General features: G+C 63.0%; 16 protein-coding genes and 1 pseudogene. 10 read left to right on the top strand and 7 right to left on the bottom strand.

The features are described 5' to 3' along the window. Positions 1 to 50: 50 nt before the first annotated feature. The 5 genes and pseudogenes from urtE to urtA form a co-directional block, all read right to left on the bottom strand. Positions 51 to 752 (bottom strand): urea ABC transporter ATP-binding subunit UrtE, encoded by a 702-nt coding sequence (gene urtE, locus CDV46_RS02815; RefSeq protein WP_087721745.1) that lies wholly within the window; start codon positions 750 to 752, stop codon positions 51 to 53. Between the two features lie 2 nt (positions 753 to 754). Continuing rightward, complete coding sequence (urtD, locus tag CDV46_RS02810) at positions 755 to 1,624, bottom strand: urea ABC transporter ATP-binding protein UrtD (protein ID WP_087721744.1); 870 nt, start codon at positions 1,622 to 1,624, stop codon at positions 755 to 757. Continuing rightward, on the bottom strand, positions 1,621 to 2,832 hold the full coding sequence (urtC, locus tag CDV46_RS02805) for an urea ABC transporter permease subunit UrtC (RefSeq protein ID WP_087721743.1): 1,212 nt from the start codon (positions 2,830 to 2,832) through the stop codon (positions 1,621 to 1,623). Before urtC ends, urtD begins: the two co-directional genes overlap by 4 nt. After that, positions 2,833 to 4,464, bottom strand: a complete 1,632-nt coding sequence (gene urtB / locus CDV46_RS02800; RefSeq protein ID WP_087690256.1) for an urea ABC transporter permease subunit UrtB — start codon at positions 4,462 to 4,464, stop codon at positions 2,833 to 2,835. A 162-nt stretch (positions 4,465 to 4,626) separates the two neighbouring features. Next, positions 4,627 to 5,793 (bottom strand): annotated as a pseudogene (gene urtA / locus CDV46_RS02795) (urea ABC transporter substrate-binding protein); the annotation flags it as partial. Positions 5,794 to 6,349: 556 nt separating this feature from the next. Between urtA and CDV46_RS02790 the strand changes: the two are divergent. From CDV46_RS02790 to CDV46_RS02760, 8 genes are all read left to right on the top strand, one after another. Then, positions 6,350 to 7,639, top strand: coding sequence for an MFS transporter (locus CDV46_RS02790; protein ID WP_140413278.1), 1,290 nt, complete (start codon positions 6,350 to 6,352; stop codon positions 7,637 to 7,639). 98 nt (positions 7,640 to 7,737) lie between these two features. Further along, positions 7,738 to 8,724 carry a GlxA family transcriptional regulator gene (locus CDV46_RS02785; RefSeq protein WP_087721742.1) on the top strand — a complete coding sequence of 329 codons (987 nt, stop codon included), beginning with the start codon at positions 7,738 to 7,740 and terminating at the stop codon, positions 8,722 to 8,724. A 251-nt stretch (positions 8,725 to 8,975) separates the two neighbouring features. Next, on the top strand, positions 8,976 to 9,134 hold the full coding sequence (locus CDV46_RS27025) for a hypothetical protein (protein ID WP_170936058.1): 159 nt from the start codon (positions 8,976 to 8,978) through the stop codon (positions 9,132 to 9,134). Positions 9,135 to 9,213: 79 nt separating this feature from the next. Then, positions 9,214 to 10,386 carry a radical SAM protein gene (locus CDV46_RS02780; protein WP_087721741.1) on the top strand — a complete coding sequence of 391 codons (1,173 nt, stop codon included), beginning with the start codon at positions 9,214 to 9,216 and terminating at the stop codon, positions 10,384 to 10,386. A gap of 225 nt (positions 10,387 to 10,611) precedes the next feature. Then, entirely contained in the window at positions 10,612 to 11,394 is a 783-nt protein-coding gene (locus CDV46_RS02775) for a hypothetical protein (protein WP_140413277.1), read from the top strand. Between the two features lie 106 nt (positions 11,395 to 11,500). Beyond that, positions 11,501 to 12,754, top strand: coding sequence for an HlyD family secretion protein (locus CDV46_RS02770; protein ID WP_087721739.1), 1,254 nt, complete (start codon positions 11,501 to 11,503; stop codon positions 12,752 to 12,754). Between the two features lie 15 nt (positions 12,755 to 12,769). After that, entirely contained in the window at positions 12,770 to 14,971 is a 2,202-nt protein-coding gene (locus CDV46_RS02765) for a peptidase domain-containing ABC transporter (protein WP_087721738.1), read from the top strand. Then, positions 14,968 to 16,530 (top strand): TolC family protein, encoded by a 1,563-nt coding sequence (locus CDV46_RS02760; RefSeq protein ID WP_087721737.1) that lies wholly within the window; start codon positions 14,968 to 14,970, stop codon positions 16,528 to 16,530. Before CDV46_RS02765 ends, CDV46_RS02760 begins: the two co-directional genes overlap by 4 nt. Here CDV46_RS02760 and CDV46_RS02755 read toward each other — a convergent pair. After that, positions 16,454 to 17,902: an aminotransferase-like domain-containing protein gene (locus tag CDV46_RS02755; protein WP_087690241.1), complete on the bottom strand. Its 1,449-nt coding sequence runs from the start codon at positions 17,900 to 17,902 to the stop codon at positions 16,454 to 16,456. The genes CDV46_RS02760 and CDV46_RS02755 overlap by 77 nt on opposite strands. Positions 17,903 to 18,229: 327 nt before the next feature. On the opposite strand from CDV46_RS02755, the gene CDV46_RS02750 reads away from it, so the two are divergent. Both CDV46_RS02750 and CDV46_RS02745 read left to right on the top strand, forming a co-directional pair. Then, positions 18,230 to 19,558 carry an aspartate aminotransferase family protein gene (locus tag CDV46_RS02750; protein WP_087721736.1) on the top strand — a complete coding sequence of 443 codons (1,329 nt, stop codon included), beginning with the start codon at positions 18,230 to 18,232 and terminating at the stop codon, positions 19,556 to 19,558. 37 nt (positions 19,559 to 19,595) lie between these two features. After that, the gene (locus CDV46_RS02745; protein WP_176398990.1) at positions 19,596 to 21,122 is read left to right on the top strand and encodes a CoA-acylating methylmalonate-semialdehyde dehydrogenase; all 1,527 of its coding nucleotides are present in this window, start codon (positions 19,596 to 19,598) and stop codon (positions 21,120 to 21,122) included. 127 nt (positions 21,123 to 21,249) lie between these two features. On the opposite strand, the gene CDV46_RS02740 is transcribed toward CDV46_RS02745, so the two are convergent. After that, on the bottom strand, positions 21,250 to 22,095 hold the full coding sequence (locus CDV46_RS02740; protein ID WP_140413276.1) for a CmcJ/NvfI family oxidoreductase: 846 nt from the start codon (positions 22,093 to 22,095) through the stop codon (positions 21,250 to 21,252). Positions 22,096 to 22,104 lie beyond the last annotated feature (9 nt).

The raw sequence follows: 22,104 nt of genomic DNA, 5'->3' as shown, positions 1-22,104 counted from the left end.
GCCGGGCGGCGAGCGCTTGCGCAGAATGCAGTACAGCGGTATCGCGAAGATCAGACCGCCACCATATGCCGTACGCCATCGGCTTCCATGTCTTTCCCGAGACCACTGGCCACGATGGCGCCCCGGCTCATCACGCGATAGTGATCGGCGAGCGCGAGGGCGAAGTCGTAATACTGCTCGACGAGCAACACCGTCATGCCGCGCTCGTCCACCAGCCGGCGCAGCGTTGCGCCAATGTCCTTGATGATCGACGGCTGAATGCCTTCGGTCGGTTCATCGAGAATCAACAGTTGCGGGTCGCTCATGAGTGCGCGTCCGATGGCGAGTTGCTGCTGCTGACCACCCGACAGATCGCCGCCGCGGCGCTGCTTCATGTCGTGCAGCACCGGAAACAGATCGTAGATATGACTCGGAATGCCGCGCTTGGCCTCGCGAGCGGGCTTGCTCGCCGCACCGATCAGCAGGTTCTCTTCAACCGTCAGGCGCGGGAAAATCTCGCGGCCCTGCGGTACGTAAGCGAGCCCGTTAGCCACGCGCGCGAAAGGCGGCGCTGAGGTGAGTGTCTTGCCACGCCACGCGATGCTGCCCGACTTCACCGGCACCACGCCCATGAGGCATTTGAGCAGCGTCGTTTTACCCACACCGTTACGGCCCAGCAAGACGGTGAGTTGCGCGTCGGGCACGGTGAATTCCACGTTGCGCAGGATGTGGCTGCCGCTGTAGTACTGATTGAGTGCGTGAATTTCGAGCATGGTCAGCGTCCCAGATACGATTCGATCACGCGCTCGTCGCGCTGCACGACGTCGAGCGTGCCTTCCGCGAGCACACGGCCCTCGGCCATCACCGTCACGAGTCCACTGTCACCGGAGAGTGCGGCGACGAACGCCATGTCGTGCTCGACCACCATCATCGAGCAGTGCCCACGCAGTCGGTTGAGCAAGTCGGCGAGCTGCGCGGTCTCTTCGTCGGTCATGCCGGCGGCGGGTTCATCGAGCAGCAGCAACTGCGGCTGTTGCATGAGCAACATGCCGATTTCCAGCCGCTGCTTCTGTCCGTGCGACAACTGCCCGGCCTGCACATGGGCCTGATGTTCCAGATGGGTCAGTGCGAGCACTTCTTCGATACGACGGCGAATCGCAGGCGTGAGCGAGGCCCACAGCGCACGGAACCAGCGCTTGTCGCCTTTCTCGCCCGCATAAGCGAGTTCGAGGTTTTCCCAGACACTGTGCTGCTCGAACACCGTCGGCTTCTGAAACTTTCGTCCCACGCCAGCCTCGGCGATGGCTGGCTCGTCGAGTCGCGTGAGGTCGAGTGTCTGACCGAGAAACGCGCGGCCGGCGCTGGGGCGCGTTTTACCGGTGATGACATCCATCATCGTGGTCTTGCCGGCGCCGTTCGGGCCGATGATGCAACGCAGTTCGTCGGTGTGAATCGCCAGTGACAAGTCGTTGAGTGCGCGAAATCCGTCGAACGATACGGAGATGTTTTCGAGATAAAGAATCAGCCCGTGCGACGTGTCGATCTCGCCCGGCACCAGAAAGTGCGACATGCCCGTGGTGTCGCCACTCACCGATGTCTCATGGGGTGCTTCGGCAGCTTGACCGGCATCGATGGCGGGAATCATGCGCGGTCTCCGGTGACGGGGTGCGGGGCGTCGCCTTCGGCATGCGCCGGGGCGTGCTGGGCCTGCGGACTGCGCTTGCGCGAGAGTTGTGTCACGAGCCCGATCACGCCCTGCGGCAACAGCAGCGGCACGAGCACGAACATCGCGCCGAGGAAGAACAGCCAGTACTCGGCGAAGTACGCCGTGAAGTAGCTCTTGGCGCCATTCACGAGAAACGCGCCGACGATGGCGCCGATGAGCGAACCGCGTCCGCCGATGGCGACCCAGATGGCCATTTCGATGGAGTTCACCGGGGCCATCTCGTTCGGGTTGATGATGCCGACCTGCGGCACGTACAGCGCGCCTGCGATACCGCACAGCATGGCCGAGAGTGTCCAGACGAATAGCTTGTAGCCGAGCGGCCGATAGCCGAGAAACATCGCGCGCGACTCGCCGTCGCGAATGGCCGTCACCACGCGGCCGAATTTCGAGACGACCAGCGCACGGCACAGCAGCAAGGCACCGACCAGCACCGCGAAGGTGATGAGGAACAGCACCGTGCGCGTGTTGGCCGAGGTCACCGAGTAGCCGAGAATGCGCTTGAAGTCGGTGAAGCCGTTATTGCCGCCGAAGCCCGTTTCGTTGCGATAGAAGAGCAGCATCGCCGCGAACGTGAGGGCCTGCGTGATGATCGACAGATACACGCCTTTCACCCGCGAGCGGAACGCCAGATAACCGAAGATCCACGCGACCGCACCGGGCAGCGCCACGACGAGAAACATCGCCCACGCGAAATGCTCGGTGCCCGTCCAGTACCACGGCAGTTCCTTCCAGTCGAGAAACACCATGAAGTCGGGCAGGTTGCTGTGATACACGCCGTCGCGGCCGATGGAGCGCATCAGATACATGCCCATCGCATAGCCGCCGAGCGCGAAGAACAGGCCGTGGCCGAGGCTCAGAATGCCGCAGTAACCCCACACGAGGTCGAGCGCCAGCGCGGCAATGGCGTAGCACATGATCTTGCCGACCAGCGTCATTGCGTATGCGGACAGATGCAGCGGATGCGCCGGCGGCAGCACCAGCGCACACACCGGCACGAGAATCAGCACGGCGAGTACGAACGCGAACAGCACCGGTGCCACATGTTTTGGCAACAGCCGTGCGCGGGACGGCACGTCGAGCGAGATCGACGGCGTGATGCCGGGCGGCAGGAAGTTGGGTGTCTGCATTCAGGCCTCCGCGCTGCGCCCTTTGAGCGCGAACATGCCCTGCGGGCGTTTCTGGATGAACAGCACGATCAGAATCAGCACGGCGATCTTCGCGAGCACGGCACCCCACATCGGTTCGAGCAACTTGTTGGCAACGCCCAGACCGAAGGCGCCGACGATCGTGCCCGCGAGTTGACCCACGCCGCCAAGCACCACCGCCATGAACGAGTCGATGATGTAGCTCTGTCCGAGGTCGGGGCCGACGTTGCCGATCTGCGAGAGGGCGCAGCCGCCCAGCCCCGCAATGCCCGCACCGAACGCGAAGGCATAGCTGTCGACGCGGCCGGTCTTCACGCCGACGCAAGCAGCCATCGACCGGTTTTGCGTCACGGCGCGGATGAACAGGCCCAGACGCGTGAGATTAAGTACCGCCCACGTGAGCGCCACGACGACCAGCGCGAACACGAGAATCACGATGCGGTTGTACGGCAGGATCAGGTTCGGCAGCACGGCAATGCCGCCGCTCATCCACGTGGGGTTCACCACTTCGACGTTCTGCGCGCCGAAGAGCGTGCGCACCGCCTGAATCAGCAACAGGCTGATACCGAACGTGGTGAGCAGCGTCTCGAGCGGGCGGCCGTACAGGTGTTTGATGACCGTGCGCTCAAGCACGAAGCCGAGGGCCGCTGCCACGAAAAACGCAGCAGGCACGGCGGCCACGAGATAGAAGTCGAACGCGCCGGGCGCAAAGCGATGGAAGAGCGTCTGCACGACGTACGTGGCATAGGCGCCGACCATCAGGAATTCGCCGTGCGCCATGTTGATGACGCCGATCAGACCGTAGGTGATGGCCAGACCGAGGGCGGCGAGCAACAGCACGCTGCCCAGCGACAGTCCGGCGAAGATCGTGCCGAAGAACTCGCTGCGACGCTGTGCGGCGGCGAGCTGCGTGAGGGCGATGTCGGCGGCGCTGCGCACGTTGGCGTCGGGTTCTGCATAGCTGCCGTCGGGTTGTTTGGCCACGATGGGCAGCAGCAGGTCGCGCATCTGCGGGTCGCCTGCCGAGGCGATCAGGTCGATGGCTTCGCGGCGCTTGGCTGGTGACGCATCGTGCAGCGCCGATTGCGCCCAGAGCTGGTCGAGCCGCTTCTTCAGAACCGGATCGGATTCCTTCTGGCGCGCCTGTTCGATCAACGTCTTGAATGCGGGCGACGGGTTCTGCAACATCGTGTCGATGGCTTGTGCGCGGGCATCGTGGTCGGCCGAGAGCAGCGCACCGGCGGCCGCTGCCGTGCCGACTTTGGCGCGCAGCACATTGTTGAGCGTGAGCGATTGCGCATCGTCGGCTTTGACGGCCGCGCCCGTGATCGGGTCGACGTACTTGTCGCCAACCTGAATGGCAATGCGCGGGTTCGTGTCGCCGACGGTGACGGCCGTGTCGTCGGCCAGCGCCTTGAGCAAGGCAACGGCTTGCGGCGAGGCGTCTGCGGCGAGGTGGTCGATGGCTTGCGCCTTGGCGTCGAAGTCGTCGCCTGCGAGTGCGGCGACATCGGCATCGGTGACAGCCGCACGCGCGGCCATCGGTGTCATCAGCGCAGCACCCAGTGATAGCAGGACAAGGGTGGCAGCGGTCCAGCGTCTTATCGTTATCATCGAAACGTCTCCGTGCGCTGGCCACGGTCAATGCGGTGGCCGCCGTTGACCGCGGGTCAGCGCGAGGAAGTTGCGCCGCGTGCCTGCCGGTCAGGGCGGCACACGGCGACGGCAGAACATCGGTGGCATCGGACCGAGGTCAGGCCGGGCTCAAACCCGGGCTCAAACCTTGTCGGGCTTGCCTTCGTTACCCGCGATGAACGGGCTCCACGGCTGGGCGCGAATCGGCGCTTTGGTCTTCCACACCACGTTGAACTGACCGTCCGGGCGGATTTCGCCGATCATCACGGGCTTGTGCAGATGGTGGTTGCCGTCCATCACCATGTCGAAGCCGTCGGGCGACTTGAAGGTCTGACCGATCATGGCCGTGCGGACCTTGTCCACGTCGACGCTGCCGGCCTTCTCGACCGCCTGCTTCCACATGTGCATGCCCACGAAGGTGGCTTCCATCGGGTCGTTGGTCACGCGCTTGTCGCCGCCCGGCAGGCCCTTCGCCTTGACGTAGGCAAACCATTCCTTCTTGAATGCGTCGTTGGTCGGGTTCTTCACCGTCATGAAGTAGTTCCATGCGGCCAGATGGCCCACGAGCGGCTTGGTATCGATGCCGCGCAGCTCTTCTTCACCCACCGAGAAGGCGACGACCGGTACGTCGGTGGCCTTCAGGCCTTGATTGCCGAGTTCCTTGTAGAACGGCACGTTCGAGTCGCCGTTGATGGTCGAGATGACCGTGGTCTTGCCGCCTTGGGCAAACTGTTTGATGTTCGCGACGATGGTCTGATAGTCGCTGTGACCGAACGGCGTGTAGACCTCTTGAATGTCCTTGTCGTCCACGCCCTTCGAGTGCAGGAAGGCGCGCAGGATCTTGTTCGTCGTGCGGGGGTAGACGTAGTCGGTGCCGAGCAGGAAGAAACGCTTGGCGCCGCCGCCTTCCTTGCTCATGACGTATTCCACGGCGGGGATGGCCTGCTGATTGGGCGCGGCACCCGTGTAGAAAACGTTCTTCGACATCTCTTCGCCTTCGTACTGCACCGGGTAGTAGAGCAACCCGTTGAGTTCTTCGAAGACCGGCAGCACCGATTTGCGCGAGACCGACGTCCAGCAGCCGAACACGGCGGAGACCTTGTCCTTCGTGAGCAACTGGCGGGCCTTCTCGGCGAAGAGCGGCCAGTTCGAGGCCGGATCGACCACTACCGCTTCGAGCGGGCGGCCCATCACGCCACCCTTGGCGTTGATGTCGGCAATGGTCATGAGCGCGACATCCTTGAGCGACGTCTCCGAGATGGCCATCGTGCCCGAGAGCGAGTGCAGGATGCCGACCTTGATGGGCTGCTTGCTCTGTGCGAACAAGTTGGGCGCCATGCCGGTGAGCGAAGCGGCGCCCGAGAGGGCCGCCATCTGGAGTAGCGTGCGTCGTTTCATGATACGTCTTCCCCTTTCCTGGTTAGACCGGTGGATCCGGTACCAGGGGACTAACGCAAGGGCCGTGCCAGCGACGCGTGTTCGTTGTGATCTCTACCATCCGCTTGCCGGATCGGACGTGCTGGCAAGCGTGCCAACCCCTGAATTCACGCCGGTATTCAAACTTGCATCCAAGTTTCGAGGCAGCGCGTCAGGGCGGGAATTATTCGTGAGGCATCCGACTTTCGGCTGATGGGTAACGTCGCGGGCGAAGCACGTTGGTGCGACCGCGCGCTGAGTTGGTGCGCACTGAATTGGCGCGGACGGGGGAGGGCGCGGGGCGATTGGTGTGGTCTGCCATGCCGTGGCACTTTTTGATGCATGATTGGCATTCGTGCCAAATCGGCCGACGCCAAGATGACGACTTCCGAAGTTCTCCGAAGTCCCCAGAAGTCTCCTCATCCCGCCAAGACATAGCGAAACTCCCATGACCGATGCCGTTGCCGGGCGCACCGCGCCACCGTCCGACCCTGACCAGAGCAGCGAGTCCGCTGCACGCCGGGCCCGCCAACTGGGGCGTCGCTATGCCGCCGTGCTGGCGGCGTGTCAGGCGCTCTACACGGCGGCGCTGTCCGTCGATCTCACCCTCACCGGGCTGGTCGGCTACGTGCTGGCGTCCGACAAGGGCTACGCCACCCTGCCGTTCTCGCTGATTACGGTGGCCTCGGCCATTACGACGATCTTCGCGTCGATGCTGATTCAACGCATCGGGCAACGCTTCGGTTTCGCGTTGGGGGCCGCCTTCGGGACCGTGGGTGGCCTGGTGTCGGTGATGGCGATCTACCAACAGCACTTCGCCATGTTCTGCGCGGGGACCGCTTGTGTAGGTGTGTTTCAGGCGTTCGCCCGCTACTACCGGCTGGCAGCGGCCGATGTCGTGCCCGTCGAAGACAAGCCGCGCGCCATTTCGATCGTGCTGACCGGCGGCGTGATCGCTGCCGTGATCGGTCCGGCGCTCGCGGCGGGCAGCAAGGACTGGCTGGCGCCGGTGACCTTCGCGGGGTCGTATCTCGTCGTCACGTTGCTGTCGGGCATCTCGCTGTTGCTGCTATTGGGCTTTCTGCGAGACCTGCCCGTCCATGTGGCGGCGGGCACCGCGGGGGACGCCGCGGCGTTGCCCGCGCGCGGACTCGGCGAGATCATGCGCCAGCCAATCTACATGGCAGCGCTCGCCAACAACCTGATCGGCTTCATGGTGATGATGTTCGTCATGACGGCGACGCCGATTGCGGCGGTTGCTTGTGGACACAGCATCGACGATGGCGCGCACATCATCGAGTGGCATCTGGTCGGGATGTACGCACCGTCGTTCTTCTCCGGACATCTGGTCAAACGCTGGGGCGTGGTGCCGGTGCTGTTCATCGGTATCGGCATGAGCGCGCTGTGCGGCGTGCTGGCGCTGATGTCGACGAGCCTGCCGTATTTCTACGCCGCGCTGGCGTTCCTCGGTGTGGGCTGGAACTTCATGTTCGTGGGCGGCACGACGTTGCTGACGTTGTCCTACCGTCCGGCCGAACGGGCCCGTGCGCAGGCGGCCAATGAATTCATTACATTTGCCGGCACGGCGCTCGCGAGTCTGTTTGCCGGGCAACTGCTGGCGCGTTTCGGGTGGGCCACGATCAATCAGGCGACGTTTCCGTTGCTCGCTATCGCAGCGCTCGCGACGCTCTGGTACGCCGTCGATGCGCGACGTCGGACCGTGGCGGTGGCCGCTTGATGTTTCAGTTCGCGTGGCTTGCCTCGTTGACTGAACACGGAACCCGTTGCCAGTCTCGAACTGTGATTTGTGATTCGCTATTTGTTATCCGCTAACTCATGACCGAACCTCGCCTCGTCGCCTTCCTCATCGTGCCGCCGTTCGTGCTGCTGGATCTTGCCGGTCCGCTCGATGCGTTTCACGCGGTGATCCGTAACGTGACGGAGCTCGGACAAACGGCACCGTATCGCACGGTGGTGGTGTCGGCGCACGGCGGGCCGGTGGAGACGGGTTCGGGTATCACGTTGCACACCGAGCCGATGCACTCGCTGGCTGCAATGGATGTGGACACATTGATTGCAGTGGGCGGTGCAGTGATGCACCGGCCTGCGGTGCCGGATGTGGTGGGCGACTGGCTGCGTGATTACGCACCGCGCGTACGTCGTGTGTGTTCCGTCTGCGTAGGGGCGTTCATTCTTGGCGCCGCCGGGTTGCTCGACGGACGCCGTGCCACGACCCACTGGCTCGACACGGCCATGTTGCAGACGTGCTACCCCAAAGCGCGCGTCGAATCGGACCCGATCTACGTGCGCGAAGACCCCGTATGGACATCGGCAGGCATTACGGCCGGCATCGATCTGGGGTTGGCACTGGTGGAAGATGACCTCGGCGCGGATATCGCCTTGCAGGCGGCGCGACGTCTCGTGGTGTTTCTCAAGCGGGCCGGCGGCCAGTCGCAGTTCAGCCCGCCGTTGCAGGAGCAGCTCGCAGCGGGGGCACCGTTCGGTGAATTGCACGGCTGGATGGCTGATCGGCTGGACGGTGACTTATCGGTGATGCGTCTTGCCGAGCAGGCCAACATGAGTCCGCGCACGTTCGCGCGAAGCTATCTCGCCAAGACCGGCACCACCCCGGCGAAAGCCGTGGAGCGCATGCGTCTCGAAGCGGCGCGATTTGCGCTGCTCGACTCCGAGGCCCCGCTCAAGCGTATTGCGTCGCGCGTGGGCTTCGGCGACGAGCAAAACCTGCGCCGCGCGTTCGTACGTCAGTACGGGGTTACGCCCGCTGCGTACCGTGAGCGGTTTGGCGTCGAAACCTCGCTCTGAGCGCGACGCCGCGCACTTTCTGCACTCTCCATCCCCTCTCGAACTGACGCGTCACGTACCGTGTTACCTGACGCGCGTCATCGCACAACAACTTTCGGAATTCTCCGATATCAAGTGCTGCGTCATCCAGTCAACATGTCTGCCTGACTGACGCCCCCCTGCTGTCTCTCCAGTCTCCCTCGCATGACGTCTCGTTGGCGGCCCGCAGCCAACGGGACGATTTTTCTCGCGGGCTATCAGGAGAAGTCTCCATGACGAAGCAAGCACTCATCGCGCAACTGACCGAAAAACAGAACGCTGCCAAGGACGACGGTTCGATAAAGGAAATTCCGCAGAGCGAACTTGAGCAAATCTCGGGGGCCGGTCGCGGCAATGCGTTTGTGAACGCCACGTGGAGCCGTGCGATGTAACGCACGGTCGAGCAGCGATTCTGGCGGGCGCCGGTCGTGATTCAGGCTGGCGCCCGCTCGCAGCAGGAGGAGACACGCCGTGAAACAGTATGTCGAAGTGATTCTCAAGATGTCCGAGCGGTGCAACATCAACTGCACGTACTGCTATTTCTTCAACAAGGAAAACAAGGATTACGAAGACAACCCGCCCTATCTGTCGGCCAAGACGGCAAGGGATTTCGTCCGATTCCTCACATCGTCAGCGCCGAATCTCAAAGACACCACATTCCAGATCGATCTCCACGGCGGCGAGCCGTTGATGCTGAAGCCCGAGCGCTTCGAGGAGATCGTGACTATTCTGCGCGACGGACTCGCCGACGCCGAGGCCGTGCAATTCACCGTGCAGACCAACGCGCTGCTGGTCGATGAAACATGGCTGGACCTGTTCTCACGTCTGGATATCTATGTGGGCGTGAGCATTGACGGGCCGAAGATCTATCACGATGAAAATCGTATCGACAAAAACGGCGAGGGCACCTTTGACAGAACGGTGGAGAAGATTGCGCTGCTTCGGCAAGCCGTGGAAGCGAAGCGAATTCCCGGGCTCGGTGCGATCTGCGTGATGAATCCGAAATTCGAAGCGCAGCAGGTCTACGACACGCTGACCCGCTCGCTTGGCATCACACAGTTGCAGTTTTTGTTTCCGGATGAAACGCACGACTCGATCGATCCGGCGAATGTGGCTGCGCTGACGCAGTTCAGCAAGGCGCTGTTTCAGTGCTGGATGGACGATGAGCGAGGCACCGTGCGTATTCGCTCCTTCGATCGCGTGCTGGACGCGATTCTGGCCGATGGCCCGCGCAAGGCGGCGATTCACGACGAGGTCGCCCACAGCACGGTGTTCACGCTATCGAGCGCCGGTGACATCGGGCATGACGACACGCTGCGTAATGTGATTCCGGAGATTTTCTACGCAGGCATGAACGTGGCGGACGTCACGTTCGCCGAGTTTCTCGCGTGGCACGGCACGATCAACGCGTTGCTGGCGCGGCATTCGGTGGCCAGCGTCTGCCGTGTCTGTATCTGGCGAGACATCTGTGAGACCGCCACCCGCACAGATACGGCGCTCCATCGCTGCAAGTCCGGCGTCGCTGATCAACACACCGTGTATTGCGATTGCCTCAAGGCGACTTACGAAAAGGGGGCCGAGTATCTCGCGTTACGAGGTGTACCCATTCGGGACATTTCGAGAAATCTTGTGGAGACGCATTAAATGCAAGGCAAGTTGTTGGTCAGTTCATTTCTGCCTCGGATATTCCGTCACGGCGCGCTGGCGCTTTCGTGCCTGTGGCTATTTGCACACGAGGCGAATGCCGGCACATGCAGTGCGCCGTGGCCGAACGTACAACCGATGCTGGAATCGGCGATTCGATATAGCGACAACGTCAGGAAGTCGGACCCGTACATCACACTCACCACCCGTGGCCAGCCCGTGAAGATGTTGCTGGACACCGGCTCCAACGTACACGTGATCTGGGACAAGCGATTACTGGGGGGAGAACGGGATGTGACGGCCGATGACTCTCCCGCTGCCGATGAAACATCGGAGAGCGCGGAGGAAAGCGAAACTCTGCATGCCATTGCGTCGTCCACGTCAGCCCAACGCACTGTTCTCGACGTGGTCGATGCGCAGGGCAGACGGGTGACGCAATCGTTTTATGTGATCGGCGAAACACCGCTGATGGCGGACGGCTTCTCAGGGATCATCAGCCCGCAATACCTAGCGCAGGAGAAGGTCTCGGTCATCGACTTCAAGCATGACTGCTTCTTCGTGAGCGAGCGATTCGATCCCGAAGCCAGTGGGAAGTTTGTCATGTCTAGCGGGCGCTCACTGCCGAACCCGCATCGAGTCATGGCGATTCCGATTGGCGTAATGGGGGCACGGGTTCCTGTCGTCGTTGATTCCGGGGCTTCCGGCACGACGCTGCTGGGACGCGTGATCGAACACTCACCCCCCGGTCTGCGGCTTCCCATGAGCATCGACCTGTTGGGGAACGCCATCGCGAGCGATGAGCGCGCGAGGCTCGTGGATCTGACGATCAACGGCGAGACGGTGATACGTCACCCGGTAACGCCGGCATTGGCGCTGCGCGACAAAGGCATCGTGAGTCTGGGGGCGATCGGGATGGACCTCCTTAAGGATCGCATTCTGTTCCACGACGACGATCGCCATCGCTTCGTATTTCTCGAAGGTGTTGCGGCGCGCGGCGTGACCGACTGAGTCAGTTTCGATGACCGATAGCCGATAGCCGATAGCCGATAGCCAGCAGCCAGCAGCCAGCAGTCGGCAGTCGGGCGACGGCATTCAAATTTCCTCGGGGAATTCCATGTTTCGCGACGCAGCGCTGGTGGCCGAGCGGCCGCAATGGCTTGGCGAAGTTTTGCTGTTACCACCGCTGTCCCTTCGGATTGCCGCCGTCGCCTCGGCGTTTTTAGCCATGGTGACCGTCATGTTCTTGGCTTGGGGAACGTACACGCAACGTGCGACGGTTGTTGGCCGCTTAGTGCCTTCCGCGGGGTTTGCGAAGGTGTATGCGCCGAGTGTCGGCGTTGTCATCAAGCGACATATCGTGGAAGGGCAGCACGTCAATCAAGGGGAGGTTCTCTTTGTGCTTTCCGCCGAGCGTCGAAGTGGGGAAGGAGACGGGGTCCGCTCACAAGTGGCTCAGCGAATCGAGGCGCGCGTGGCGTCTCTGAAAGATGAGGTGGCTGATATGACACGCATGCATTCGATGACGCAGGAGACGCAGCGGCAAACGATTGCCGCCCGCGCTGAGGAGCTGGCAAAGCTTGATGGCCTGATTCAGAGCCAACGCGAGCGAGTGGCGCTCGCCAGCGCCAATGCGCATCGGTATGAGCGCCTGCTTGCGCAGTCCTACGTCTCTCGTGAGCAAAGTCAGGAAAAGCGCGCAGCGTATCTCGAACAACGTGCGCAGTTTCAATCTCTCCAACGCGAGCGGATCGTCATGACCCGGATGTTGAGCGCCGACTGGCAGCGGCTCGATTCGCTGCCCCACGGACAGCGAGTCGAGCTCGCGCAGCGCACACGCGAGCTTGCATTGCTGAAGCAAGAACTAACCGAGAGCGAGGGGCAGAGGGAATTCTCCGTGATTGCGCCTACTGGTGGCGTCGCGACAGCGGTGGTGTCGGAAATTGGGCAAACGGTCACCTCAGCGACGCCGCTGATGTCGATCGTGCCGACGGACTCGCCACTCGAAGCTCACCTTTACGTGACGAGCGACGCTGTCGGCTTTATGCAGACGGGTGATCCGGTCCGTCTTCGCTACCGTGCCTTCGCACATCAGAAGTTCGGTCAATTCCCGGGCACTGTGACGTCCGTCTCATGGGCTGCGCTCCCGCACGCCGATATCGCCGACATCGATCCCTACGAGGGCGGCAAGGGGACGCAGACGCCGCTATACCTCGTCAAGGTCAGTCTGGACGCTCCGTCAGCCCATACCGACGACAAAAAGTTGGTGCTACGCGCTGGCATGCAGCTGGACGCCGATGTCATGCGCGAGACACGGCGACTCTATGAATGGGCGTTTCATCCGCTGCAAGGTCTCAGGCAGCAATGGTGAGACACGAGTCGTCCGATGCTCGATAAGCGCCAGGCCGGCAACGCACTCGGGTGTCGCACGCCGTCCGTTCTCCAGACGGAGGCGGCCGAATGCGGTCTGGCGTGTCTGGCGATGATTGCCGGTTTTTACGGGCATCAAATCGATCTGCCTTCGCTGCGCGCGCGTTTTCCGATATCGCAGATGGGCGTGACGCTGGCGAATCTGGTCAGCATTTCACGACGTATGAATCTTGTCAGTCGACCGGTCAGTCTCGATCTCGATGCGCTCGGTAAGCTGAAACTCCCCTGCATCCTGCATTGGAACTTCAACCACTTTGTCGTGCTGGTGCGCGTCGGCTCGCGTGGCCTCTCGATTCACGATCCCGCGCAAGGACCACGCACAGTCACGCTGTCGGAGGCGTCCAGAGCGTTCACGGGGGTGGCGCTCGAGCTTTGGCCACATGAAGCGTTCGTTGCCCGGAACGAGAGAAGGCATAAGCGGGTGACGGACTTGCTGGGCACCGTCTCCGGTTTGATACCCGCGATGGCGCAAGTATTTGCCTTGGCGTTGTCGCTGGAAATCTTCGTACTGGTCTCGCCGTTCTACCTGCAATGGGTCATCGATCACGCGCTGGTCTCAGGTGACCGTGACCTGCTGCTCACGCTGTTGATCGGGTTCTCCTTGCTGCTGGTGTGTCAGCACGGCGTGGCTGCGCTTCGATCGTGGGCGCTCATGCGATTGGGAGCGACATGGAATCTTCAGTGGCGTGCGAATCTGTTCTCTCATCTGGTGCGTCTCCCGGTGCAGTACTTCATCCGCCGTCATCTCGGGGACGTGCTTTCGCGATTCGGTGCGGTCGATGAAATTCAGCGCACGCTCACTACGTCATTCATCGAAGGCGTGCTCGACGGCGGTATGGCGCTCCTGACGCTGGCGCTGATGTTCGTCTATAGCCCGCCGCTAGCTGCCGTCGCGCTTGGCTTCATGGCGCTCTATGCGGTGCTGCGGCTCGGCCTGTTTCGCGCCTTGCGCGGCGCGACCGAGGCGCATCTGGTTCACGCGTCGCGCCAGCAGAGTCATTTTCTGGAGACGCTGCGAGGTATCAAGACCATCAAGCTCTTTTCGCGAGAGGACGATCGAAGCTCGACATGGCTGACGTTGCTCGTGCGCCAGATCAACGCCGACCTGCGGATTCAACGGCTGACGATGATCCACAAGCACGCCAACGGCTTCCTGATGGGGGTTGAGAACATTCTGATCATCTGGCTGGGTGCCACGTTTGTGATTGAAGGCCGGTTCACAGCGGGCGCGTTGATCGCGTTACTCGCGTACAAATTGCAGTTTCAGACACGGATGAGTTCGTTGATCGACAAACTAGCCGAGTACCGGATGCTTGGCTTGCAGGCCGCCCGACTGGCCGACATTGCGTTGAGTGCGCCTGAGTCGCCTGCGACTGGCTTCTCGGCTCCCCCCTCAGCACCCCCCTCAGCACCCACCCCGGCATTCACTTCAGAGACGCCTCCCGGGTGCGATGCGGCGCTTGAAGTCACGCGGCTCAGTTTTCGGTATAGCGAGTACGAGCGACTGATTCTTGAAGACGTGACGTTCTCCATCCGGGCGGGCGAATCGGTGGCGATCGTCGGACCATCGGGATGCGGGAAGTCGACCCTCGCGCATTTGCTGCTCGGCATTCTTACGCCGACTTCCGGCGTGATCCAACTGTCGGGCAAGCCCGTGGGCGCGTTGGGCGTCGGTCGTTTGCGACAGGCCGTTGGGACCGTCATGCAGGACGACACGTTGCTGGCCGGGTCGCTCGCCGACAACGTGAGCTTCTTCGACACGCAGGCGGATGCCGCATGGATTCGCGAGTGCGCGCGGCTTGCCTGCATCGATCAGGAGATCGAGGCCATGCCGATGGGCTACAACACCCTCGTCGGCGATATGGGGACGGTGCTCTCCGGTGGGCAGAAGCAACGTATTCTGCTTGCCCGTGCCTTGTATAAACGCCCCCGGATGTTGCTGCTCGACGAGGCGACGAGCCACCTTGATGCGGCCAACGAGAGGCAAGTGAACGAAGCGGTTCGATCGCTGCACATGACGCGACTGATCATCGCGCATCGGGCGGAGACGATCGCGACGGCCGACCGGGTCATCACCCTCCATGGCGGCCGAATCGTCTCTGACCGGCCGCAATCTGATCGTCCGGCCGATGTCGCGGCCGTGGCGCCCCAATCATGATTCACCGGCGTTCGCTCTGGCGCGGCGTACTGCTGGCATGCCTGATGGCGAATGACGCCGCGGGGGCACGCTGCATGCCGATCGACGCAGCGTCCTCAACGTTGCCCACGGCGTCCAACGATGTGGGCACGGTGTTGTCGCTGCATGGTGCGATACGGCAGGCGTTGGCCTTCGATCCCAAAGTCCGGCAGACGTGGGCCGCCGTCGCACGTCGATCGGCGGACATTGGCGTGGCGCGTGCGGCGTATTTTCCGTCGATTGATGTGAGCGCTGCGGTGTCGCGCGTGAAGCGGTATTCGCGCTGGATTGGCCACGGTGAGGGCGCAGGGGGCGGTATCGGAAATGAAGGCGATCAGGGTATCCACATGAGTTGGCTGCTACTGGACTTCGGCTCACGCGAGGCGCACCTGACCGAGGCGCGTAGCCGATTTTCCGCCGCGACAGCTACGCAAGATGCGAGTCTCCAGCAAGCCGCGTTCGATGTCGCTCGTGCCTACTACGCGTCGTTCGAAGCGCAGTCGCTGTTGCGCGCTGCACGCATGGCGGAGCAGCTTTCGCTCGATAGCGTCGCGGCGGCCTGCGCTCGACACGAAGCCGGGGCCGGTACGCTGGCAGACGTGTTGCAGGCAAGAACCGCCCACGCCCGCGCGGAGCTTTCCCGTCTGGAAGCCACGACAAGTGCGGTCTCGCGCATGGGGGTGCTGGCCGCGATGATCGGCGTCGATATGAACACGGTGTTTCGACTCGACGACGTCGGAAGCCGCGAGACCCTCGACTCGCTATCGCCGTGGGATTCGGTGAATATGCTGGCATCAGCGGCATCAGCGGCATCAGCGGCATCAGCGGCATCAACGCCTTCCATGCACTCGATAGATGAGTTGCTGGCGATCGCTAGACATCAGCACCCTGCGTTGCGCGCCGCGAGTGCCGAGGTGCGGGCGGTGCAAGCCAGGCGCGACACCTTACGCCATGCGTGGGCACCGAGCGTTACGCTCGTGGGCGGCGTCAATCGTGAGACGCGTCATGGGGCGTTTGCCGTCGATGGTCCCGTGACGGCGGCCAGCATCGGTATCCGGATCAGCATTCCTCTCTATGACGGCGGCGACCGGCGGTACCGTACGGCGGCCGCGAACGCTCTGGTGGAAACGGAGCGGGCGAGGCTGGCGGAAGTCGAGCGACGTGTCGCGATGGAGGTCTGGCAGAACTATCAGGCACTTCAGGCGTTGTCGGCGCGCGGGGCCGCGGAACAGCGGTTGCTGGCCGACGCGAAGCAGTCATTCGAGATGGCACGTGGCCGGTATCGCGAAGGGGCCGGAAGTATGGAGGCGCTGGTCACTGCGCAAACAGCGCTCGCCGATGCAGAGCATGTCATCGTGGCCTCGCGCGCGCGGTGGCAGACGGCGCGTTTGCGGCTGGCGATCAGCATCGGACAACTCGATGTTCGTGTTCCCGGCAGGGCACTTATTGACGCTGACTTCGGCCCTACGCCGCCTGTTTCCCGGCCGCTGCCCGATCAAGAAAACGGAATAGACGGGCGTCGTCCGAATACGCCACGTTGAAGCGGAACCACCGGCAGGGCTCGTTGTGCGCGAGGAAGAATTCGCCCGGCGCGAGCATGATGCTTTCCGACAGTGCCGCTTCCGCCAATTCACGCGCCGGTAGCGCGGTATCCGGCAAGCTCCCGCACACGAACATGCCGCCCTCGGGCTGTGCGAGCAGCGTCACGCCATGCGATTGCAACTGGGTGATGAGCCGGGCGCGCGAGCGGGTGAGCCGGTCAGTCAACCGTTCGATGTGTTTGCGATGACGCCCCTCGGTGAGGATCGCGTGCACGATGCGCTCGTTGATTTCCGACGACGTCAGCCCCGCGACCATCTTGCTGCGGGCAATCTCGTGGGCGAGTTCACGCGAACAGGCCAGATATCCCACGCGTACCGAGGGCGAGATCGTCTTCGAAAAACTCGATACGTAAATGACGCGCGACAAGCCGTCCATGGCCGCGAGCGACGGCGTCCCGGCGGGTGCCAACTCACGATAAATGTCGTCCTCGACGATCCAGAAACCGTGCTGCTCGGCACATTGCAGAATGCGGTGCGCACAGGCGGGCGTCAGCGACGTACCCAACGGATTCTGCAACGCCGGGTTCACGAACAGCGCACGCGGACGGTGCGTTTGTGCGGCCTGCTCCAGCGCGGCCAGATCGAGGCCGGCCTCCGTGCGCGCAATACCGACGACGTTCACCCCCGCCAGTCGCAGTACCGCCAGCAGATTGCAGTACGCCGGGGCTTCGACCAGTACAGTGTCGCCCGGCTTGAGCAGGGTGCGCACGACAAGGTCCAGCGCCTGCGTCGCCCCTTGTGTGAGCACGATTTGTTCCGGCGGCGCGTCGATGGACAGTTCGCCCAGCCGCCTCGCGAGCCACTGCCGCAGCGGCCCGTAGCCGTGTGGATGGCCGTAGTGGGCGAAGTGCGCGCCGGGGCCTTTCGAGAGGGTGCGCAGCGCGCCATGCAGACCGTCTTCGTCCAGCCAACTGTCGGGCAGCCAGCCGCAGCCGCTTTTCACGGCAATGCTGTCGTCGGCGAAGATCTCCGAGAGCAGCCACGCGTTGGTGACTTCGCTTGCCGCCGCACTGGTCACCCGCGCCGCGCCCGGGCTGGCGGTGCCGGTGTCGCGCGTATCGGACGAGCCGGCCACGAAGAACCCCGCCCCGCGTCGCGCCACCAGCGTGCCGTGCGCGACCAGCCGGTCATAAGCTTCCACCACGGTGAAGGTGCTGATGCCGTGCGCCTTCGCCAGCGCGCGGATCGACGGCATGCGCATGCCGGCGTGCAGGGTCTGGCGTTGCAGGGCGCGCTCGACTTCGCGCACAAGCTGATCGACCAGCGCTTCAGGCTGGGCGCGGTTCAGGGAGAAAGCGAGCGGCTGGACCATGGCTACGGGGGGGCGACAGAAAACATAGGGCGCTGGGCAACAAGGCCTGCACCGGGCCGCCATGGCCTGTACAGGTGGCCAAAGCGGCGTGAATACGCAAAAGAAGGCGACATCCCCGCTGGACGGCGGTTTGCCGCGCGCACGCGCTAATGGCTGTTGCCAATACAGTTGAGGCGATTGACCGATACAGAATATACATTTTCCGAGTCACTGTACATGTCTGTACCGGTCCGGCTCTCGTAGGATCGACCCATCTACCCGGAGCGGTGCGCATTCTGCGTGCGGGCGACGGGATTCCTGATCGAGAGAGACTGGGGGAGACCCGCGATGAACATGAATGAGCTGAACCTCGACATGACGGCGTTCTGGATGCCGTTCACCAACAACCGCCAGTTCAAGAGCGGCCCGCGCCTGCTCGTTGGCGCAGAGGGCATGTATTACACGTCGTCGGACCAGCGCAAGATTCTCGATGGCACTGCCGGGTTGTGGTGCGTGAACGCCGGCCATTGCCGCACGGAGATCGTTGAGGCGATTCGCAAGCAGGCCGGCGAGATGGACTTCGCGCCGACCTTCCAGATGGGCCACCCGAAAGCTTTCGAAGCCGCGAGCAAGATCGCCGAGATTACGCCGCAAGGCCTCGATCGCGTGTTCTTCACCAACTCGGGCTCGGAAGCCGTCGACACCGCGCTGAAGATTGCACTCGCTTATCACCGCGCCCGTGGCGAAGGCCAGCGCACGCGCCTCATCGGCCGCGAGCGCGGGTATCACGGTGTCGGTTTCGGGGGCATCTCGGTCGGGGGTATTTCGCCTAACCGCAAGGCGTATTCGGGCCAGCTGCTGCCGGCCGTCGACCATCTGCCGCACACACTGAACATCAAGGAAGCCGCGTTCACGAAGGGTCAACCGGCCTGGGGCGCGCATCTGGCGGATGAGCTGGAGCGCCTTGTGACGCTGCACGACGCCTCGACCATTGCTGCCGTGATCGTCGAACCGCTGGCCGGCTCGACCGGCGTGCTGGTGCCGCCGCAGGGGTATCTGCAAAAACTGCGCGAGATTTGCGACAAGCACGGCATTCTGCTGATTTTCGACGAAGTGATCACGGGGCTCGGCCGTCTTGGCAAGCCGTTTGCCGCACAGTATTTCGGCGTGACGCCGGACATCATCACGATGGCCAAGGGCGTGAACAATGCCGCTGTGCCGATGGGTGCGGTCGCGGTGAAAACCGGCGTGCACGACACCATCGTCAATGCCGGTAACGCGGGCGCCATCGAGTTTTTCCACGGTTACACGTACTCGGGCCACCCGTTGGCCGCTGCCGCCGCCTGCGCGGCACTCGACCTGTACAAGAGCGAAGGCCTGTTCGAGCGTGCCGCGAAACTGGCGCCGCACTTTGAAAAGGCCATCCACGGCCTGCGCGATTTGCCGAACGTTGTCGACATTCGCAACCTCGGGATGGTCGGCGGCATCGAGTTGTCGACGCGCGACGGCAAACCCGGCGCCCGCGCTCACGAGATCTTCGTCAAGTGCTTCGAAAAGGGCGCCATGGTGCGTTACACCGGCGACATTCTGGCGTTCTCGCCGCCGCTCATCATCAACGAGACCCAGATCGACGAACTGTTCGGCATCGTCGCCGAAGCGATTCGCGAAACGGCATAAATTGCCTCGCGGCAACATGAATTTCACGGAAATCGACATGAATCAACGAGTCAGCACGGAACGTATCGAGCATTGGATTGGCGGCGCGAACGTGGCATCGGACGAAGCCGAACAACGCTTCGGTGAAGTGACGAACCCGGCCACCGGCGAGGTGATCCGGCAGGTCGCATTGGGCGGCGCGACCGACGTCGCGCGCGCTGTAGCCGCAGCGCGTGCGGCACTGCCCGGCTGGCGCGCGACGCCGCCGATGAAGCGCGCCCGCGTCATGATGAAGTACCGCGAACTGCTCGACGTGAATCGCGAAGCCATCGTGCAACTGATCACGCAAGAGCACGGCAAGACACTCGACGACGCACGTGGCGAAGTGACGCGCGGCGTGGAAGTGGTGGAGTTCGCCATCGGCATTCCGCATCTGCTCAAGGGCGAGATCGCGCCGCAGGTCGGTACGGGCGTCGACACGTATTCGATTCATCAGCCGGTGGGCGTCTGCGCGGGCATCACGCCGTTCAACTTCCCGGCAATGGTGCCGCTGTGGATGTTCCCGATGGCGATCGCGTGCGGTAACACGTTCGTTCTGAAGCCGTCGGAGAAGGTGCCGTCGGCGGCGCTGCTGCTCGCACGTCTGGCGAAAGAAGCCGGACTGCCGGACGGCGTGCTCAACGTGGTGAACGGCGACAAGGCTGCGGTGGACGCGCTGCTGACGCACCCGGATGTGAACGCCGTCTCGTTCGTCGGCTCGACGCCGATTGCCCAGTACATCTACAGCACCGCATCGGCACACGGCAAGCGCGTGCAGGCACTGGGTGGCGCGAAGAACCACGGCGTGGTGATGCCCGATGCTGATCTCGACTTCACCGTCGACGCACTGATCGGTGCGGCCTACGGTTCGGCGGGCGAGCGCTGTATGGCGATCTCCGTCGCGGTTGCAGTGGGCGATGTGGCTGACAAGCTGGTCGCGCGACTGGCCAACGTGGCAAGCACCTTGCCCGTGGGTGACGGCACCGACCCCGTTGCACAAATGGGACCGCTGATCACGCGTGCCCATTGCGACAAGGTGCGCGGCTTTGTCGACGCCGGTGTCGATGAGGGCGCAAAGCTCGTAGTCGACGGGCGCGGGCTCAAGGTGGCGCAGCGCGATGACGGCTTCTTCATCGGGCCGTGCCTGTTCGATCACGTGACGCCGGAGATGTCGATTTACCGCAACGAGATTTTCGGGCCGGTGCTTTCGGTGGTGCGTGTAGAAACGCTGGAAGCGGCGATCGCGCTGATCAACCGCAACCCGTACGCAAACGGTACGGCTGTGTTCACCACCTCGGGCGGCGCCGCACGCCGCTTTGAAGACGAGATCGAAGTCGGCATGGTCGGCGTGAATGTGCCGATTCCGGTGCCGGTGTCGTACTTCTCGTTCGGCGGCTGGCGCAATTCGCTGTTCGGTGATCAGCATATCTACGGGCCGGAATCAGTGCGCTTCTACACGCGCTCGAAGGTCGTGACGCGTCGCTGGTCGGAAGGACGTCCGGCCAACGCCACGTCGTCGCTGGTCATGCCGACGCTGGGGCAATAGCGGACGCAGGTTACCCGCCGTCTGAAAAGAAAAGCCGCGTGCGAACACCGTTTCGCACGCGGCTTTTTCGTCGAGAGACATTGCGTGGCTAGCCGATCGTTACGTGGTTCACGCGAACGTCTGCGAATCAATCGAACAGCGCCAGCACACGGAATTCGATACTCGCGCGCGGCGGCACCGGGGCCCGCGCGTGCAGATCGTCAAACGCTCCGTGAGGCACGAAGCGCGTCGGCGCGCTTGAGTCGTAGCCGACGAACAGCAGCATTTCTTCCGGCTGCATGTCGCTCACGTAGTGCCACCGTTGCGTGTCTCGTTGCTGCACCTCGTAGACTTGTCCTTCGCGTCCCCCCGCCTGCTGGATGTCGACAGGACGAAGATCGTCCATCGTGATAGAGCGTGTGTCGCACAGTGCAAGCGGGTTGTCTCGCAGTGGGCCGATCAACGGATGCCACGCGTTGTAGATCGCAAAGTGCGTAGGCAGCGACACGTCCACGGCATGATCGGCGAGAACCTCCGCCGCCCGGCGTGGACCCGATTCGACGGTGTAATCGCAGTGTGCCCGGCGGTCCGCCTTTCGCTTTACGATCTCGCCGCTGTCATCTCGCTCGAGCGGCATGCCGGTCTCGCCCGCTCCCGTACCTCGCACCGTGAAGTCGAAAACAAAGACACGGTTGGCGCCGATGGCCGTGCTAATGGCCTTGGCGACACTATCGAGGGCCTTCGCCCGAATGTCCTCGGGGGGCATGTCAAGCGTGGCGACGGGGGTGTGCAGCAAAACGGCGAAGCCTTCACGATCGAGCGATGGCGGCAGCGGCAGCGATCGCATGTCGTGCACGCGGACCGTGCGCGGCACCGTCGCCGTGGTGAAGTCGTCGCGTGAGTCGTTGCGTGAGTCGTCGCGTAAATCATCGTCTGAGTCGTGTGACGTGATGAATAACAGGGTGCCGGACGTACCGCCTGCTGTCGCACTCATCGGCACCGT

The sequence above is a fragment of the Pandoraea sp. PE-S2T-3 genome, from assembly GCF_002179965.1.
GTDB lineage: Bacteria > Pseudomonadota > Gammaproteobacteria > Burkholderiales > Burkholderiaceae > Pandoraea.
The sequence above is the reverse complement of the archived record's forward strand: the minus strand, read 5'-3'. Positions and strand labels throughout refer to the sequence as shown.